The following is a 16,605-nucleotide window of genomic DNA, read 5'->3' on the forward strand; positions in this document are numbered from 1 at the left end:
ATTATAAAAGCTAGTTTTGTGAGCGCATAAGCCATATTAATATTAAAGATACACGAGTAGGTAATAAATCCTTACTTTCAATGCGTATTTAAGTCTGGTTAAATAGTGAGTCAGAAATATCGCTATGAAATATATAACAGTTGACCTATGCTAAAGCAGTTAAGTACTAAAGTTTATCTAACAACTGTTTTCCCCAAACCATCACTAGATAAGGAGACGACTATGCCCCAGATTCAGATCAATAAGGCTACTATTTATTATGAAGATAGCGCGCCTAATGACCAGCAAAAGCCTGTAATAGTATTCGCGCATGGTCTGCTATGGAGTACTCGAATGTACGACAAGCAAGTAGCCTATTTTCAAGACGACTATCGCTGCATTGCTTTTGATTTTCGCGGGCAGGGACAATCGCAGATTACCAAGTCTGGCTACGATATGGACACCTTGACCAAAGATACTCTGGAGCTACTCGATGCTTTGAATATTGATCAGTGTCACTTTGTGGGATTATCGATGGGTGGTTTTATTGCGCAGCGTATCGCCATCAACCATCCTGAGCGTCTCTTATCGCTGATGCTCCTTGAAACGTCAGCTGATCCGGAAGATCCTGACAACGTCCCAAAGTATCGTAAGCTAGTAAGCGCTATTCGCTGGCTTGGGATGAAGCGGATAAGCAAAAAGGTAATGCCGATTATGTTTGGTACTACCTTTTTAAAAGATAAATCACGTAAAGCTGAATGCAAAGAATGGCTTGAGCAAATACAAAGTAATCATAAAGTGGGCGTGGTTAAAGCTACTATGGGTGTAATTGAACGCTCAGGCGTTTATGAGCAGCTTGATAAAATTAGCACGCCTACTTTGATAATAGTTGGTGATGAAGATGCCGCTACGCCTTATGCCAAGTCTGAACGTATGCATTTTGCGATTACAGGCTCCAAGCTTGCGGTCATTAAAGGCGCTGGTCATACTGCAACAGTGGAAGAGCCTAAACAGGTAAATACAGTTATTAGTAAGTTTTTGGAGCTAATCCAATAAAGCAGTTTTAGGTCTTTGCTGAATGTGGAGCTTGCTCAAGTGGATATCTACGCCTGAGTATGGCTCCATACTCTGAACATACAATACCGATAATCACTAGTCCCAAAGCAATGATATGATTGACTGTCATCACCTCATCTTTAAAGAACAACACGCCCATCACCGCCCCAAACACGGGGAGTAAATTCATCGCCAGAGCAGCACGGTTGGCACCAATTTGAATCACACTCTCCATATAAAATAGCTTAGATATGATAGAGATAAACACGGCAATATAAAGCAGCATCAGCCAGCCGCGCCAATCGGGGAAGTGTAGACCATTTTGAGTCAAATCATAACCATAAAAAGGTATAGCTACGACTAAACCTGCCAAACTCATAGCCCAGATCATACTGGCCCAATGAATATTGGGCGCATGACGCAGTGCAATCGAATAGGCGATATAAATCCCTGTAGTGAGCAGAGCCAAAGAGTCGCCTAAAGCAAAATTATACTGTGCCAAAGCCAGTGGTTGCCCTTGAGTAAGGATCCAAATGACACCCATAAAAGCGATGCCTATGCCAAGCCATTGCAACAAATGAGGCTGGTCTTTATAAATAAAAGCACTAAAGCAAATCACGCCAAAGGGAATAAGTGCCGTAATAATAGAGACATTGACCACGCTTGCGCCCAACGAGAACGCGCTATACAGTATGATGTTAAATAAAGCAAAACCACTACCACCAACAATAAGCAGCCACAGCCAATGCTGTTTGATCACGGGCCAATCTTGACGGATAAACTTACGTGCAAAAAACGATAAAATGAGTGTCGCGATAAACCAGCGAAAGAACGTCATCTCATAAGGCGTCAGCCAGCCTTTACCCAACTTACCGGTGACATTACTGGTTGCCCAAAACAGCGGTGCTAATACCAACATGACGTAGGGAGAGGGCAATCCTTTTTTTGACATAAGTAGTGCCTATTTATGAAGGTTTAACATGCTCTAATAAAACTCATAAAAATGATGCACAGGACCTTGTCCTTGTCCGACATCGAGCTTATCTGCGCCTCGCAGTGCACCTGTGAGATAGGTTTTGGCTTTCTCACAAGCCACTTCAAGCGCATCGCCGCGCCCCCAGTAGGTTGCGATCGCTGCTGATAAGGTACAGCCGGTACCATGACTGTTTTTGGTATTAATGCGCGCGCTTTCAAACCAATGCAGTTGTCCGTCAGTGCTCAAGAGATCTGGCGACTCATCCTGCTGCAGATGACCACCTTTTAAAAACGTTGGCACTGCCAATTGCTGGGCTTGGGTGATCATCTCCTCGCGGCTTTTAGCTTCTGTTACCCCAAGTAAGTCAGCTGCTTCTGGCAAATTTGGGGTGATAAGCCCTGTTTGTGGTAATAGCTCACGCATTGCTGATAACGCATCGGCATCAAGCAAACGATCACCACTTTTGGCGACCATTACTGGATCGAGGACGACTTTTTTGGGCTGGTAGGCTTTTAGAGCGTCAGCGACGCAGCGGATAATCTCCGCTGTGCCAAGCATACCAATTTTGACCGCATCGACACGTACGTCATTAAATACAGAATCAAGCTGCGCGCGTACCATCTCGGTGGACATCATTTGGATCTGCTGCACGCCTTGGGTGTTCTGTGCCACTACCGCAGTAATGACGCTCATCGCATAGCCGCTATTGGCACTAATGGCTTTGATATCGGCTTGAATACCCGCGCCGCCCGTGCAGTCGGTACCAGCGATAGATAAAATGTTAGGGATCATACTTGCTCTCCTAATAAGTTTTTAGCAGCGACTTGAGGGTTTTGCGCCGCACAAATCGCAGATACCACAGCGATACCATTACACCCTGAACCATAGACTTGCGCCGCATTACTTTGATCAATACCGCCAATGGCGACAGTGGGCAGCTGGCTTGCAGCGACTAACTTTGCTAGACCTTCTATACCAATAGGAGTAGCATGATTGCGCTTGGTTTGAGTGGCAAACACAGGACCCACACCAAAATAATCTAGCTGCGTAAGATGATTTGATTGGGCGACTTTTAATTCCTCTAGCGTATTAATAGACAGTCCCAGCCAAACGTCTGCGCCTAACAATGAGCGCGCCTTAGTGATGGACATATCACCCTGACCCAAATGTACGCCATCCAGCTTAGCTTTTTTGGCAATATGCACTCTATCGTTGAGTACCAGCGGCACGCGTCCAGCGATCGCTTCTTTAAGCTGACAAGCTATCCGATATAACGCCTCATCGCTACTGTGTTTGTCGCGCAATTGCACCATAGTGACTCCGCCTTCAATAGCGGCGCAAACGGTATCGATCAGGCCGCGCTGGCTGCACATGGCAGTATCGGTCACCAAATATAAGCTCAATGCATCGCTGGGTTTGCTTAGCGTTTGAGTAGTATGTTTAGTCATATTCCACCTATTTTTATTTATGTTCAGTCACTCTAGCGTTTTTAGAAACTGTCTTTGCATCCAAGATATAAAGCGCATCTAAAAACTCGACATAAAAGCTGCCTGGCCCTTTAGCATTGGTATCAGCGATCTCGCCCGCTTGCCCGTAATAGCATAAAGCGCTGATTGCTGCCGCTGCCAAATGATCACGATTAGCGCCAGCAAAAGCGCCGATAAGAGCTGTTAGCGCACAGCCAATTGCAGTCACATTGGTCATCATAGGTGCGCCGTGCTGAATCGCCCATTGCTGTAAGCCATCAGTGACCCAGTCAATCTCGCCCGTTACGATGACTACTTTGGCAAATTGAGTGAGGTGTTCAGCCGCTATTTTGGCAGCTTCCACGGTATCACCGCTGTCAGGGCCTTTACTTTGACTACCCATACCCGCTAACGCCAAAATCTCTGAGGCGTTACCACGGATAATGTCGGGCTTGAATGCTAATAGTTGCTCACAGCTTTGCCGGCGGTAAGTGGTAGCGCCGACAGCAACAGGGTCTAAAACCCAAGGGATATTTGATTCATGAGCGACTTTGACGGTAGCAAGCATACTGGCTAGCCATTCAGGAGATAGCGTACCAATATTAATGGTGAGAGCATTTGCTAAATGCACAAATTCTGGTGCTTCATCGAAAGCATGCACCATCGCAGGCGAACAACCAGCGGCTAATAAAACATTAGCAGCGGTATTCATAGCGACAAAATTAGTGATGTTATGTACTAAAGGTACTGTATTACGAAATGAGGTAAAACAAGAATGTATCAATTGCGGTTGCATTTCCCCTCCATGGTTAAAATGATGGGCAGGAAAATACATAGAATCATGATAGAGATGATGATTGCTATACACTCCCTACGCCAGTATGATCTGGATCAGGTTCAAAGGGTACGTCTCAGCCTTACGGCGCCCCTGTGAATAACGTTATTTACTGGTATTACTATAGCGGTTTATAATCAATATTGCCATCATTAATCGTACCAAATACTTGCGCGCGATTAACGATCTCAGTTGCCCAAGCCCGATGTGTGGCAGGCTCGAGCATAGTATTGTTGTATTTAAATACGGCTTTGGCTTCCTCATGCAGGATCGCTTGTGCTTCATCTAAGATGCTCATTGGCACGCAGTAAGCTTGTTGAACTAGCGCAATTTGACTGGGGTGAATAACCGTTTTACCCACCAGTCCCAAACTAACATCACGATTAAGCTCTTGCATAAATAGCATAGGCTCATCTAAATACTCAAACACGGGCGCTGTTAGATAAAAACCATGCGGTACAAAGCAGCCGAGTAGCTGATAGGCAAGCGTACCAATTGGGGTGTCATAGACGATACTGTTTTTGGGACGACGCAGGCGCAGCGCGGCAAATAAATCGTTGCCACCAATCCGTAGCGCAAAGACAGGCTGGTTAAAAGCTTCTTTAAAACCAATGGCCAGTTCCTGATTATGATTGGGGTCAAATAGAGCTGCTGTCTCAAGTGTCGGCATCAATAGTTGATCTCGGCTCAAATTTTGACAAGCCAGTCGCCAATCAGACAAGCTACACATATCGACTTTGGGCAATACAAAACCATCGAGCAGCTCAATATGCTTAAAGTTCGCGAGCTTTTGTAGCATTATAGGATTACGCGCGCGTACGAATACTAAAGGACGCGTCGGCTGCTTTGCTTGATCATCTGTAGGTTCTGAAGGCTCATTGATGCTATCGACATGCGCCGCCCAAGTAGCAAGCAGCTCTTGCAAGCGTATCATGGCAAGCTCCACATCAGTATGACTGACCGCATCTTCTAAACAAATAATAATACTATTGATTGTCGGCAATCTATCACGCTTAATCACTTGCCAAATATCTTCGCGAGTGGCAGGCATATAAAGGCTAGCACCCAGCTGATACGGGTGATGAGTCTGTGGCCTTAGCATCGCATGACGCTCAGTAACGAGATGCTCATAGGACTGAGTATAATTATAAAGACTGGATGGTTTATCTGGCATAATAGCGGCTATCTAAATAGTAATGAGTATAGGGATTAGAATGAGTATAAAGGTCAAACATGCAGAGCTAAGAACAGCAAACACTTATATTGATAGCTGATAACTAACTCTCTGTCATGCGCTGTTTGATCAAGGTGATGGCTTGGTAGGGCAGTATTTTAGCACCTAACACACTAATAGCAATATCGCGCTCCTTACATAAATGACGTAGCAGTACTGTATCTTGGTGGTCAGCACTTGCAAGCAAAATACGTTCAGGATCGCGGCGCAGTATCGCCCGTGTCGCTTCTGCAATAGTTGGCTTGATACGGTTGCGATTATCAATTCGATAATACGTTGCCAATTCATCGATTAAAGCCGCGGTTTGGTAGCGTGGTTGTTTAAAGGTCGGTAGACGCTGCGGTAGTAAGGTTAGGCGCTGCCGTACAGCATCGATATGATCGATAAATGCCAAACTGTGATCTATACTTACTAAGTTATCATAAAATACACTGCGATGTAGCCCCAATTGCGGCTCGGTATATAGCGTACGTGATATCAGTCCTGATACGGTACTATTGAGCAGTCCTGAGGGAATAAGCCAGTCATCGATGCTTGCTGCCAGCCAAGCGACGCCCGCTGGATCAGCAAGAGTAAGTAGTGGTATAACATTTTCGCCTCGATGAAAAATATTGACAAAGTTAGCGTGATTCATATCGTTAAACGGCTCAAGACTGCGTGCTAATTCTTGATAAATTGCCCCTTTACCGGTCCAGCCATCAACGAATACGATAGGGCTGTTTGGATAAGCACTAAGTATCATTTGCAAAGCGACAGTATCTAAACCGCGATCGCGAATAATGCTGATGCCATAATGCACACTTGGCAAACGATAAGCGCTATTCGTATCTGTTAAGGCACGCTGTAACAATACACCAATTGGTAAACCTGCTCGTACTAAGCTAACCAATACTAGCGGCTGCTTATCGTCAATTGCTTCGTTGAAGATATCATGCAGCGTATAAGCTAAATTAGCAATATCACTTGCGGTTCTATCCGCTCCTTGCTCAAGTGCTTGCTGATACAGCTGCTCATGCTTCGCTGTTGGTACTTGTTCCAGCGTCAGCATATCGGAGTAGTGGCGCTGACCGCTTTGAATCAGTACCTCTTTTTGGCTAACCGGCACATCAGCGACCGCGTCTTTATCCACGATATCAAGGAGCACGGTGACATCGGAGGGCAGATAGCTTCCTGAGCCAAATTTCTCTAAAGCTTGAGTCATTTTATTAGTCATAACTACTCTATAAATTATTTAGTATCAAGTTGTCCATGCAGCTGACCATGATTGGGCATACCGTACCAGTCTAATAGTTGTAAAAAAGGTAAATCGGCCAAGCTATCGCCAAAACCAAAGCTTGGCCGCTCATGATCTAAATGGTTATCCAATAGAAACTGTACGGCGTGGCGTTTATGAATAGCATGCGGTAGAATCGCTAGATTATTGGCGTTTACATGCACATAAAAATCTTGCTCGAAATCACGTATTAACGTCGGTAGCTGTGCTGCTAATTTGATTAGCGCTTGATGATCTTTTTGCGCATGTTTGATAGCAAGGTAAATAGTTAACTTTTCATTATTAAAGATGTCTACATGTGGAGTAAAGCGCAAATGACTATTGGCATTTTGGCTATGTTTAGCGAATAATTCGCTCAGCCGACTCAATTTATCTTGCAAGGGCTTAAGCTTGTTATAGATATGCTGTTGCCATTTATCAAATAGTTCGCCGTCAGATGTCAAAATGATTGCGCCATGGGTCAAAACTTGCCAGCTATTAAAGGGCAGTTTGACACGCTTAATCTCATCCCGATCACGCGCGGTAACCACTATCAGCTCGGTGCTAGTAAGTAACCAATTAAAAAAGGCAGCTTGACGCTGAGTCATAAAACTAAGCGGCTCACCCTGTTTATTTACTGTGGCACAAATTAGATTTTCAGTATTGGCGGTAGGCAAATCCCAAGCATCAATTTTACGTTGGGTTTGAAATAGGGTGTCGTCTAAATCCATTAGGGCGTAGGGTTTTACTACATTTGAATGAGACTCGAAGAAAGCGGTGGTCATAAGGTATCCGTGATATAAGTCTGGATTTAATTAGATTAGTGGTGTGGGTTTGTAGGGTGCGGTTAGTTTTATCAAGTTCTCGAAGAGAATCAAGATAATACGTAACCCACCGCTTTATAACTTTATCAAGTTTAAATGGTGGGTTACGCTGCGCTAACCGCACCCTACGCTAAATCAAGGATTCAGGCATCGACCCCCACCACGAGCACATTATCCAAATCCTGCCACAGTTTATCAACACTATTTGTCGCCGTCTCCACACATAAGACAATCAAATCCCAATCCTTAGGCTCGACGTTGTAGACGAAATTGGTCATGCCCAGTCCATAATTGTCACTAAAGCTAAGTATCCGATTTATCGCGCCGCCAAGCGCAATCGGCGAGCGAGTTAAAGCACTAAATCTAACGATTGTGTTCGTCTTAGAGTCGTCAGCTTTAGTTTCAGACTCTAACCATTCTGCGAGTAAAAACGGCAACCACACAAACTCATTACTGCCCAAGACCAAAATCCGCTTTGGTAATCGACTTTTATCAAAACTGGTTTGTCTTTTGAAACGTGCAAATGCTCGTTGAAAATGCGTTAAATAGTTAACAAAGCCATCTGTACTATCAAGGATCGGCAAGCGCCCCCAATTACCGGTATCACCTAATGGTTGACTACCAGCTTCGGTAGTATCGACTGAGGGCATAACAATCGGTTTAGGATTGGGCGCATCCGTCCATTGCCACGCGCCAGATAGCAGATGATGGCGATAAAAGTCAATGTTTGGCAGACGTTTAGACATGCTATTTGAATCGTCTGCGCCAGCTTGTCCTTGATTTCGACCTAAAGACCAATCAACTAGCGTCGTCAAATGCACTTGTTCTAATTGATCCAGTCCAGCGTCACGCAGCGCAGTTACCACATTGACACAAGTGTTACCGGTAGAGGCTTCGTCATCGACCATGATCAAGGTTTTACTAGCGAGTAATTGCGCTTGCGTGATTTTATCGCCACTTCGATAAATTAAATGCTGGCTGGCATGGCTGTGGTCTTCACTAAAGGTGGTTAATAAAGCGTCTGTATTTTGTTCGTTATGTTGGGCGTGACGAGTGGAGTTTAGTAATAAAGCATTCGGGTAGCGGGTTTGAAGCGCTTGATGGACGCCTGCTGATAGTCCGACCGCCGTTTCTGCCATGCCAACGACTAATATAGGCGCAGGCAGACAATCAGGTATCAAGTTTGCCAAATCGGTAAAGGCGCGGCGCATGGTACTTGGCGATACTGGAATATGACGACCTAAGATTTTAGAGACGAATAAAAACGCGCGTTTGGGGTTGATTCGCTGGGCAAAGCCGAGCAAATCTTCTAGCTCGTAATTGTTATTACCATTACTGATATTAGTTTGATAAGTGAGCTCAAGCGTGCCGCGAGGTAGAGTGATGGTGCGTTTTTCAGTATTATTATCAGTTAAGGTAGCGTTATTTCCAATATCAGGCATCGCTTAGTTGTACTCCATGTGTTCTAAAAAAGGTTTGTAGCTCATTGTTAATATAGGCGCGGTTTTTTGGGACTTTAGTTTAATAGCTATCACTTTATTCTGACGACGCATATCATATAAATCTATAGCGGCAATTAAGTCAGAAAACTTCTTATAGCCATATTTAGTGAGCTGTATATTAGCATAGTGCTGCTTAATTTGGCTGGCAAGATAGGAGATATTTGACCATCCTTCATCAGCGTTTGGGTCTGCTTTGATCAGCTTGTTTAAAACGTTGATTAGCTGAGTTTGGGTTTGTAATTGCTCAGTGGTAAAACGTACAGGCGCTTTATTAGCAGAAGGCGTAAGTGCTTTAGCTGCTTGTTTAGAATTTTTCTCACGTACATATAAGGAAGTTTCTACCGCCTTTATCTCGAATATATCGATATTTTTTATAACGCCAGCCAGTTTATCATAACCGTAGTTTTTCGGATCAAATTCTGGGTAATGCTTTTTGATACCCAGACCAACCAAGCCCAGATTCAGCCAGCGCTGAGCATCTGCTTTAGGGTGATCGATGATAGAGGCGCGTAAGCTGTTGAGTAGTTTAGTGTCGCATTTTAATCTGTTTTTGTCCCATACTTTTACTGGAGCTGGATCAGATATATTGGTAGCTTTGATAACCTCTTGAGGTTTGGTATTAGTGGGACTTGCGCTTTTTTCAGTAGGTAATAAATCTTCAACGTAATAAAACTCGTCACATGATTGAGCAAAAGCCTCAACAGTATTACGCTTACCGAAGCCAAACACCTTAACGCCATTTTTGCGAATACGTAGTGCTAATGAAGTAAAGTCGCTATCACTAGATATCAGACAAAACCCGTCATAATCATTGCTATACAGTAAATCCATGGCTTCGATGACGATACCGATATCGGTCGCGTTTTTGCCTTTGACATAAGCAAAATGTTGCATGGGTTCAATAACGTGTGTTCGCAGAGCTTCTTGCCAGCCTTGTATATGCGCATTGCCCCAATCACCATAAATTTTTTTACAAGTAATATGACCTAGCTTATTTATCTTTTTTAAAATAGGGCCAATATTTTTTGCCGAGGCATTATCAGCATCGATAAGCACTGCTATATTGTTAAGCTGAGCTGGCATGCTTATTCCCCAAACTGTCTTTTTAATAATATTTTAATTCGTTAGATGGTTATTAAAGCTCAGATCAACCTCTAGCGTTTGTCGGTCAAATTTAGTCTTTCATCGGATAGTTTCGTGCTAATCATTGCTATAATGTATAACTAAAGTAATAATAAATACAGAATTTATTCTATTTAGTAAGTTTAACTGCAATTAGATAATAACAGAAAATATTAAAAAATACTTTTGCGTTTATATTCGAAATTTTGAGCTTTATCTTCAACTTAACTTTTTATTTCAGTCTTGCATTCTCTAACGAATAAAAGGCAGTAGAGATCAATTTGTCAGAATCTGAAATTAGAATGTTTAATTAGACGTCTATCTGAATAAATAATCATTTATTACTTCTAGTCAAATAAATATTGGCATAATTTGTGCATATAATTTTACTTATAGTCTTTATTTAAATCATTCTGTACTAGAAAAATTTAGCTATATTTTAAGAAAAAGGAGTGATCTTTGAAATTTTCTTGTGCATTAGAAACATCATCCGAACGCATTCGTTTGGTGAATGTTATCTCACCACTTATTAAAGCAGGTTATCAGCTCGTATCGCAAAGACAAGAGCCCTCAGAGAACGGTGGGAATATCATACATGTGGTTGGCAAAAGTAAAGGCTCAAAAACACAAGCTGACTTGATTGATGATTTATCTGCCATTGAGGGTTGTACTCTCTTTAGCTTAGAGATTGAGGATGAAGGTGCTGATACGAAAGCTGACAATGGAGTTGTTGCTCCAGCCAAAAAGGCGCTAGATGAAAAAAGCACCCTAGCGGCGATCGGTGCTCAGTATCCAGACATCATTGATATTGTCAAACGCTATGAAGACAGTTTGGCGAGCGATGAGCGTGCTACAGCACTACATAAGCTGGGTCACAAAGTAGGCAGCGGTATCTATCAACGCGATTACGCCCTTGGCAGTCCTTTAAAGAGACCTGCTGCCATCAGTCGTGAACTTGTTCCAGCGCTCAAGGTTTTTTCTAAGGTCAAAGCTGATGAGTATTCTGTTACTTTGATCAAATGCCCCTTTTGTAGATCATCAAACCACAATCATTCAGGCTGTCACTTTGTTACCGGTTATATAGATGGTTTTTTAACAAGTAATCCTGCGGTAGGCAAAGTTAACATTGAGGAGACCAGCTGCGGTTCTGGTAGTACTAATATCTGTAAGTTTGCCATCAGATAAAAAGTTAGTCATATATGAATAAACACTTTTTTGTGAACAAAAATAATCAATGTATCAAGCGCCTTAGTTTAGCCAAATTGACAATACCTTATTTTAGTTTTTATTATATTTAGAGGATTAGAAAATGATTGAAGTTGAGTACAACATAATATTGGTAATAGTTTCATACGCGATAGCCGTATTTGGCTCTTATGTTGGTTTGAACCTTGCTATTCGGGTACCAGCAGCCAAACCAGGTAAAGATTTATACTTTTGGGTAGCTTTATCTGCAATCGCAATTGGTGGTGCTATTTGGTCGATGCATTATATTGGTATGATGGCAGTGGATATGAAGATGCCAGTCAGCTACGACATAGGTTTGACTATTGTCTCGATGTTACTTGCAGTATTGTTTGTTGCTGCTGGTATTGTCATTGTAGGACGTGGCACGCCAAGTATGGTCAAATTACTAGGGGGTGGAGTGATCGCTGGCCTCGGTGTTGCAGCCATGCATTATACTGGTATGGCTTCAATGGAGATGGAAGCAACTATGTCGTACAATACCACGCTTTTAATTGCTTCAATTGTGATCGCTATCGTAGCTGCAACAGCTGCTCTATGGCTAGCCTTTAATTTACGTGGTGGATTACAACGTTTCGGTAGTGCGTTCATTATGGGTATAGCTGTTTGTGGTATGCACTATACAGGCATGGCGGCTATGGAGATGACGCATACAGGTGACATGATGGCTATGGCATCTAATACAGATTCTAATGCTATTAATTCATCAATTATTATCTTCTTTGGCTCGGTGATTACATTAAGCTTGTTATGGGTTGTAGCTATTCAAAGCGTACCTCAAAAGACGAATTTGGTATTTGGTGAATAATTACTAGATTTTTACTTACCCTAGTGGGTGATAAAAGTAGTAAAATAAAAGGTTTTTAGACTTATGTCTAAAAACCTTTTTTATGTCTGTAGTGGCTCTTTTTTTGGTAGGTCTTATGGTACAAAACCTGATAACAGATCCCGTCACCCGCCGAACGCAATATTTTCGAGTGATCTTGATGGGAGTCAGTGCTTTTGTGGTAAATACTACAGAGTTCGTTCCTGTGGCATTGCTTAGTGATATTGCCAAAGACTTCTCTATTACTACGGCTGAAACAGGGTTGATGTTGACCCTTTATGCTTGGGTGGTAGCCGCTATGTCGTTGCCACTAATGCTGCTGACCAGTAGATTTGAGCGGAAGCGTTTGCTGTTAGCACTGTTTGTGGTATTTATTGCCAGTCACGTGCTGTCCGTTTTTGCGTGGAGTTTTCAGGTATTGTTGATCAGCCGCGTAGGTATCGCTTTCTCCCATGCGATATTTTGGGCCATTACCGCCGCGATAACCTTGCGCGTGGCACCGGAGGGCAAAAGGGCGTTGGCGCTTAGTATACTGGCTACGGGCACCTCATTAGCACTGGTATTAGGCGTGCCTATAGGACGGATAGTAGGGCAGTGGTTGGGCTGGCGTGCTACTTTTGCTGGAATCGGAGTCATTGCTTTTATTGTCTTTATTTTACAAGTTAAGCTTCTACCTCTATTGCCAAGTATGTTTGATGGCTCTTTTAGAAAGATTCCAGAGCTGCTCAAAAACCCTCTATTGGTCTGCCTATATCTGTTTTGCTTCATCGTTTTTACTGCTGACTACGCCGCTTATACTTATATTGAACCTTTTATGAATCGAGTCGGCTCAGTCAGTGAAAATCAAGTGACCTTTATCCTGCTGTTATTTGGCGGTGCAGGACTGATCGGTAGTTACATATTTAGCCGCTGGAGTGAGAGATCCAGTACCATGATGATGTTGGTCTCTACGGTATTGATATTAGTGGCAATGATGATGATGCTATGGACGGTGACGTCAATATGGCTATTTAGCATAACTACATTGGTTTGGGGTACCGCTATGATACTACTGATGCTTACTATTCAATCAAAAGTCATTGAGATCGATATCAACGCGCAAGACATGGTGATGGCCATGTTCTCTGGCATTATCAACTTCGGTATTGGTGCTGGTGCCTTGATTGGCGGTTATGCGGTGACTTATATCTCATTATCTAGCGTGGGTTTTGTGGGCGCAGCTGTCGCTTTTTTAGCGCTGCTATTAATGATTTTTATGATGAAACGCTTTCCTGAGCTGGGTTGAAAACGGTTTTAGAGGTAAAAGCTATGATTTTCCTACGAATTATAAAACTCAAAAATACGTAGTGGTAAGAGCTGGAAAAAACCCTAAATTTACCCTTATTTTTCTACCCATTATAAGCTGTTGATAAATAATAGTTTTTTATAGCAGTCAAAAAAAGGGTTTTTTTAGGGTCAAAAATAAAAATTAGGCTGATGGCTTATTCCTCAGCCTCAATCTTCACACTCGTCGTAACAGCACGCATCTGACAAGGTGTTATCTGCTTAACAATATCAGCCAGTTTCGGTTTGTCCGTTAGACCCAACCAGTAACCAAAGCCTACTTGCGTTAAGTCCACTCCGCTATGAGCGGTATAGCCAATACCGCCAGAAGGGCGAGAGTTGATCTCAAGCACGCGGTGCTGACCGTCGCTGTCGGCTTTAGTTTGTACACTGACGATACCGTCGCAGCCAAAGGCTTTGATAAGGGGTATCACTACTTCCATGACCGCGCTATCGTAGCCGATATGCTGGACTTTACCTTTTTTATGGCGAGTGATCGCCGCAAGCACCTCGCCATTTTCGCAGACTACATCGATAGAATACTCTTGTCCTGCCAGATAGGGCATAAGCAGCATGGGGATAGGGCGCTCTTTGACCATTTGGCTGTTGGTATAAGCATTGATAAATTGAGCGGTGCTGATTTTCTTATTATCAGTAAAGTACAGATGCTCAAAGCTATCGTATTGCTCAGTAGCGGCTTTGCCCGTATCCAGACGCCAAAAGCCTTGGGCGAATATACCAGAGACTGGTTTGACGCATAGCGGCTGATCGCCGTGTTTAGCAAGCAGCGCTTCAAGCTCATTGGTGTTATCAAAGCGCCACGCGGTGGCTACAGGAATATCATGCGCTTGGCACTGCTGCATAAAAGCAAACTTATCGTCGATGGTTTGTAGGGCGGCTACGCTGGTGGCACCTGTTAGCAGTCGAATACCAGCATCATTAAAGGCTTCTCGCTGCGCCTCATAATCTATACCGTTACGCCCCGTCAGCACCACTTTGACGTTGTTTTGCTTGGCGTGCTCCAGCACAAATTGCCAACGCGGCAACGCTTGTGCAGTCGCAGATTGCTCGTCGCTGCTACTGTTACTGGGCGTGGATTTCTGCGAGGGTTCATAATAAACTTTATCGGCAATCTCCAGAATCTCAGGACGATTTTGCCGATGCGAGGCAATGATAGTGAACGGGGTAGGAGATTGGGCTTTAAGCGCTTGCAAGCTTTTGAGCATATCACGCTGGCTGGATTGACCCTCTCCCAGCCAAACAGACATAGAATTGACTTGGTTACTACTATTTCTTTCATCCATAATTTTTTAGCATCATTGAGTTAGGTTAGTTTTAATAGTTTATGCTGAGCTATTATATATAAATAGGCTTTGCAAATGCTGCGCCATATAGAATTTATAGTCAATCCTAAATAGAGCTGGTACATCTTTTGCCATGTACTGTTTTTGAAGTGTCTCAACTATAAGTTGCAATAGACATTTGAAGGTAGCTATTAAAAAGTACCCATTAAAAAATAAATACCATCCATGCTACTATAGGCTAACAGCGCTATCTAACTTAACTAAATTAGATAACTTACCTATTAAAATGAATAATCTAAAGGATAATCTATGAGTCAAAATCTGATTGCAGGTGCCAATGCGCCGCTACCTAATGAGAATATTAGTGTGCGTATCTTAAGTCAAAATGCTATTGACTGCGCCGCTTATCGCTTGACCACCGATGGCAAGGTTCGCGGCGATGGCGACATGATATTTTATGGTCAAAAGAGTAGCGATGATGGTAGCGTAAGCTTTCGCGGCCACGATAGCGACGGGTTCTTTGATATTAACCTGCCTGCTCAGCCTGCCAATATCGATAAGATTGCCTTAGCATTTTCCAGCAATCAGACCCTAGCGCAAATTGGCAATGTCGATATTCAAGTTATGCAAGGCAGCCAAGTGTTACTGACTTGCCAAGTGGTTGCTACCGGCCGCAATGAAAAAGCGATCATCTTAGCCGAGTGTTATCGCCGGCAGGGCAGCTGGAAGTTTCGCTTTATCGATCAGGGTTTTGCAGGCGGGCTTAAGCCTTTATCCGAGCACTTTGGGGTGGAGATTAGCGACGATGCACCTACGCAAGCGTCTAGTCAGAACCAAGCGCAAAACCAGACTCAAAATCAGGCGCAACCCATCAATACCCAAAAGCCTATAAATACGCAAAAAGCGAGCAGCCATGCATCAAATCAGGCCAGTACGCCGCCGCCTATTCCTAGTAGCCCTTCGATTAATCTTAGTAAAGTCACGCTGACTAAAAACCAGTCCAGTATCAATCTAAAAAAACGCGATGACTTTGGTAAAATCTCTATCAATCTGAATTGGAATCAGCGTTCTAACGTTGATACTAATAAAGATACGCCTAAAAAAGGTTTATTGAACGATTTGTTCAAGCAACTGGGTTCAGGATCGGGCGGTATTGACTTGGATGTCGGGGCAATGGTTCATCTAAAAAACGGCGAGAAAACTTTGATTCAAGCACTAGGCAATCGCTTTGGTAATTTGCAGTCTGCGCCTTACGTGCTACTACGCGCTGATGATAGAACCGGACAGGCACGCGATGGCGAGTGGTTGGACATTAATGGTCAGCAGTGGTCACAAATTGAAGAGGTATTTATCTTTGCCTTTATTTATGAGGGCGCACCCAATTGGGCGCAAACCGATGGGGTAGTGACGATACATGTACCCGAGCAGCCACCGATCGAAACGCGCTTAACCGAAGGCTCCAACAGCTCGCCTATGTGCGCCATCGCACGTTTGGTCAATCAACAAGGCAGTATCAATGTTGAGCGCATCAACCAATACTTTAAAGGCCATCAAGAGATGGATAAAGCCTTTAACTGGGGCTTTAGTTGGAAGAAGGGTCGTAAGTAGGGAGTTTTGAGGTTATATATAAATATATAAGTTAAGTAGTACAACACATAACA

At 43.3% G+C, this 16,605-nt stretch carries 15 protein-coding genes and 1 riboswitch; of the genes, 5 read left to right on the forward strand and 10 right to left on the reverse strand.

Annotated elements, in window-relative coordinates; genetic code table 11:
* Positions 1–222 precede the first annotated feature (222 nt).
* Positions 223–1,035, forward strand: coding sequence for an alpha/beta fold hydrolase (locus ACR63N_RS04115; RefSeq protein ID WP_367103714.1), 813 nt, complete (start codon positions 223–225; stop codon positions 1,033–1,035).
* A 7-nt stretch (positions 1,036–1,042) separates the two neighbouring features.
* Here ACR63N_RS04115 and ACR63N_RS04120 read toward each other — a convergent pair whose 3' ends face one another.
* The 9 genes from ACR63N_RS04120 to ACR63N_RS04160 all read right to left on the reverse strand — a co-directional run bounded on the left by ACR63N_RS04120 (position 1,043) and on the right by ACR63N_RS04160 (position 10,207).
* The gene (locus ACR63N_RS04120; RefSeq protein WP_367107164.1) at positions 1,043–1,987 is read right to left on the reverse strand and encodes a DMT family transporter; all 945 of its coding nucleotides are present in this window, start codon (positions 1,985–1,987) and stop codon (positions 1,043–1,045) included.
* A 33-nt stretch (positions 1,988–2,020) separates the two neighbouring features.
* Complete coding sequence (thiD, locus tag ACR63N_RS04125) at positions 2,021–2,803, reverse strand: bifunctional hydroxymethylpyrimidine kinase/phosphomethylpyrimidine kinase (RefSeq protein WP_367103712.1); 783 nt, start codon at positions 2,801–2,803, stop codon at positions 2,021–2,023.
* Complete coding sequence (gene thiE / locus ACR63N_RS04130) at positions 2,800–3,459, reverse strand: thiamine phosphate synthase (protein WP_367107165.1); 660 nt, start codon at positions 3,457–3,459, stop codon at positions 2,800–2,802. The genes thiD and thiE overlap by 4 nt, the downstream gene beginning before the upstream one ends.
* Before the next feature lie 13 nt (positions 3,460–3,472).
* Positions 3,473–4,273, reverse strand: coding sequence for a hydroxyethylthiazole kinase (gene thiM, locus ACR63N_RS04135; RefSeq protein ID WP_367107166.1), 801 nt, complete (start codon positions 4,271–4,273; stop codon positions 3,473–3,475).
* Between the two features lie 55 nt (positions 4,274–4,328).
* Positions 4,329–4,417, reverse strand: a riboswitch (TPP riboswitch).
* Between the two features lie 16 nt (positions 4,418–4,433).
* Positions 4,434–5,486, reverse strand: coding sequence for an HpcH/HpaI aldolase/citrate lyase family protein (locus tag ACR63N_RS04140; protein ID WP_367103709.1), 1,053 nt, complete (start codon positions 5,484–5,486; stop codon positions 4,434–4,436).
* A gap of 103 nt (positions 5,487–5,589) precedes the next feature.
* Complete coding sequence (locus tag ACR63N_RS04145; RefSeq protein ID WP_367107167.1) at positions 5,590–6,759, reverse strand: cysteine protease StiP domain-containing protein; 1,170 nt, start codon at positions 6,757–6,759, stop codon at positions 5,590–5,592.
* Positions 6,760–6,773: 14 nt separating this feature from the next.
* Positions 6,774–7,583: an HAD hydrolase family protein gene (locus tag ACR63N_RS04150; protein ID WP_367107168.1), complete on the reverse strand. Its 810-nt coding sequence runs from the start codon at positions 7,581–7,583 to the stop codon at positions 6,774–6,776.
* 182 nt (positions 7,584–7,765) lie between these two features.
* Entirely contained in the window at positions 7,766–9,064 is a 1,299-nt protein-coding gene (locus ACR63N_RS04155; RefSeq protein ID WP_367107169.1) for a phosphoribosyltransferase domain-containing protein, read from the reverse strand.
* A gap of 3 nt (positions 9,065–9,067) precedes the next feature.
* Positions 9,068–10,207, reverse strand: a complete 1,140-nt coding sequence (locus ACR63N_RS04160; protein WP_367103705.1) for an NYN domain-containing protein — start codon at positions 10,205–10,207, stop codon at positions 9,068–9,070.
* Between the two features lie 498 nt (positions 10,208–10,705).
* On the opposite strand from ACR63N_RS04160, the gene ACR63N_RS04165 reads away from it, so the two are divergent.
* The 3 genes from ACR63N_RS04165 to ACR63N_RS04175 all read left to right on the forward strand — a co-directional run bounded on the left by ACR63N_RS04165 (position 10,706) and on the right by ACR63N_RS04175 (position 13,602).
* The gene (locus tag ACR63N_RS04165) at positions 10,706–11,431 is read left to right on the forward strand and encodes a hypothetical protein (protein WP_367103704.1); all 726 of its coding nucleotides are present in this window, start codon (positions 10,706–10,708) and stop codon (positions 11,429–11,431) included.
* A gap of 124 nt (positions 11,432–11,555) precedes the next feature.
* On the forward strand, positions 11,556–12,299 hold the full coding sequence (locus tag ACR63N_RS04170; RefSeq protein WP_367109898.1) for an MHYT domain-containing protein: 744 nt from the start codon (positions 11,556–11,558) through the stop codon (positions 12,297–12,299).
* 115 nt (positions 12,300–12,414) lie between these two features.
* Complete coding sequence (locus tag ACR63N_RS04175; protein ID WP_367103702.1) at positions 12,415–13,602, forward strand: sugar transporter; 1,188 nt, start codon at positions 12,415–12,417, stop codon at positions 13,600–13,602.
* Between the two features lie 196 nt (positions 13,603–13,798).
* On the opposite strand, the gene ACR63N_RS04180 is transcribed toward ACR63N_RS04175, so the two are convergent.
* Entirely contained in the window at positions 13,799–14,944 is a 1,146-nt protein-coding gene (locus tag ACR63N_RS04180) for an ATP-grasp domain-containing protein (RefSeq protein ID WP_472782501.1), read from the reverse strand.
* 309 nt (positions 14,945–15,253) lie between these two features.
* Between ACR63N_RS04180 and ACR63N_RS04185 the strand changes: the two genes are divergently transcribed.
* Positions 15,254–16,552, forward strand: a complete 1,299-nt coding sequence (locus ACR63N_RS04185) for a TerD family protein (RefSeq protein ID WP_367107172.1) — start codon at positions 15,254–15,256, stop codon at positions 16,550–16,552.
* Positions 16,553–16,605 lie beyond the last annotated feature (53 nt).

It is taken from the genome of Psychrobacter sp. M4, assembly GCF_055699795.1.

Bases quoted from the DNA above. Each gene is read 5' to 3' on its own strand.
- ACR63N_RS04115 (WP_367103714.1), top strand. From the start codon at position 223: ATGCCCCAGATTCAGATCAATAAGGCTACTATTTATTATGAAGATAGC.
- ACR63N_RS04120 (WP_367107164.1), bottom strand. From the start codon at position 1,987: ATGTCAAAAAAAGGATTGCCCTCTCCCTACGTCATGTTGGTATTAGCA.
- thiD (WP_367103712.1), bottom strand. From the start codon at position 2,803: ATGATCCCTAACATTTTATCTATCGCTGGTACCGACTGCACGGGCGGC.
- thiE (WP_367107165.1), bottom strand. From the start codon at position 3,459: ATGACTAAACATACTACTCAAACGCTAAGCAAACCCAGCGATGCATTG.
- thiM (WP_367107166.1), bottom strand. From the start codon at position 4,273: ATGCAACCGCAATTGATACATTCTTGTTTTACCTCATTTCGTAATACA.
- ACR63N_RS04140 (WP_367103709.1), bottom strand. From the start codon at position 5,486: ATGCCAGATAAACCATCCAGTCTTTATAATTATACTCAGTCCTATGAG.
- ACR63N_RS04145 (WP_367107167.1), bottom strand. From the start codon at position 6,759: ATGACTAATAAAATGACTCAAGCTTTAGAGAAATTTGGCTCAGGAAGC.
- ACR63N_RS04150 (WP_367107168.1), bottom strand. From the start codon at position 7,583: ATGACCACCGCTTTCTTCGAGTCTCATTCAAATGTAGTAAAACCCTAC.
- ACR63N_RS04155 (WP_367107169.1), bottom strand. From the start codon at position 9,064: ATGCCTGATATTGGAAATAACGCTACCTTAACTGATAATAATACTGAA.
- ACR63N_RS04160 (WP_367103705.1), bottom strand. From the start codon at position 10,207: ATGCCAGCTCAGCTTAACAATATAGCAGTGCTTATCGATGCTGATAAT.
- ACR63N_RS04170 (WP_367109898.1), top strand. From the start codon at position 11,556: ATGATTGAAGTTGAGTACAACATAATATTGGTAATAGTTTCATACGCG.
- ACR63N_RS04175 (WP_367103702.1), top strand. From the start codon at position 12,415: ATGGTACAAAACCTGATAACAGATCCCGTCACCCGCCGAACGCAATAT.
- ACR63N_RS04180 (WP_472782501.1), bottom strand. From the start codon at position 14,944: ATGGATGAAAGAAATAGTAGTAACCAAGTCAATTCTATGTCTGTTTGG.
- ACR63N_RS04185 (WP_367107172.1), top strand. From the start codon at position 15,254: ATGAGTCAAAATCTGATTGCAGGTGCCAATGCGCCGCTACCTAATGAG.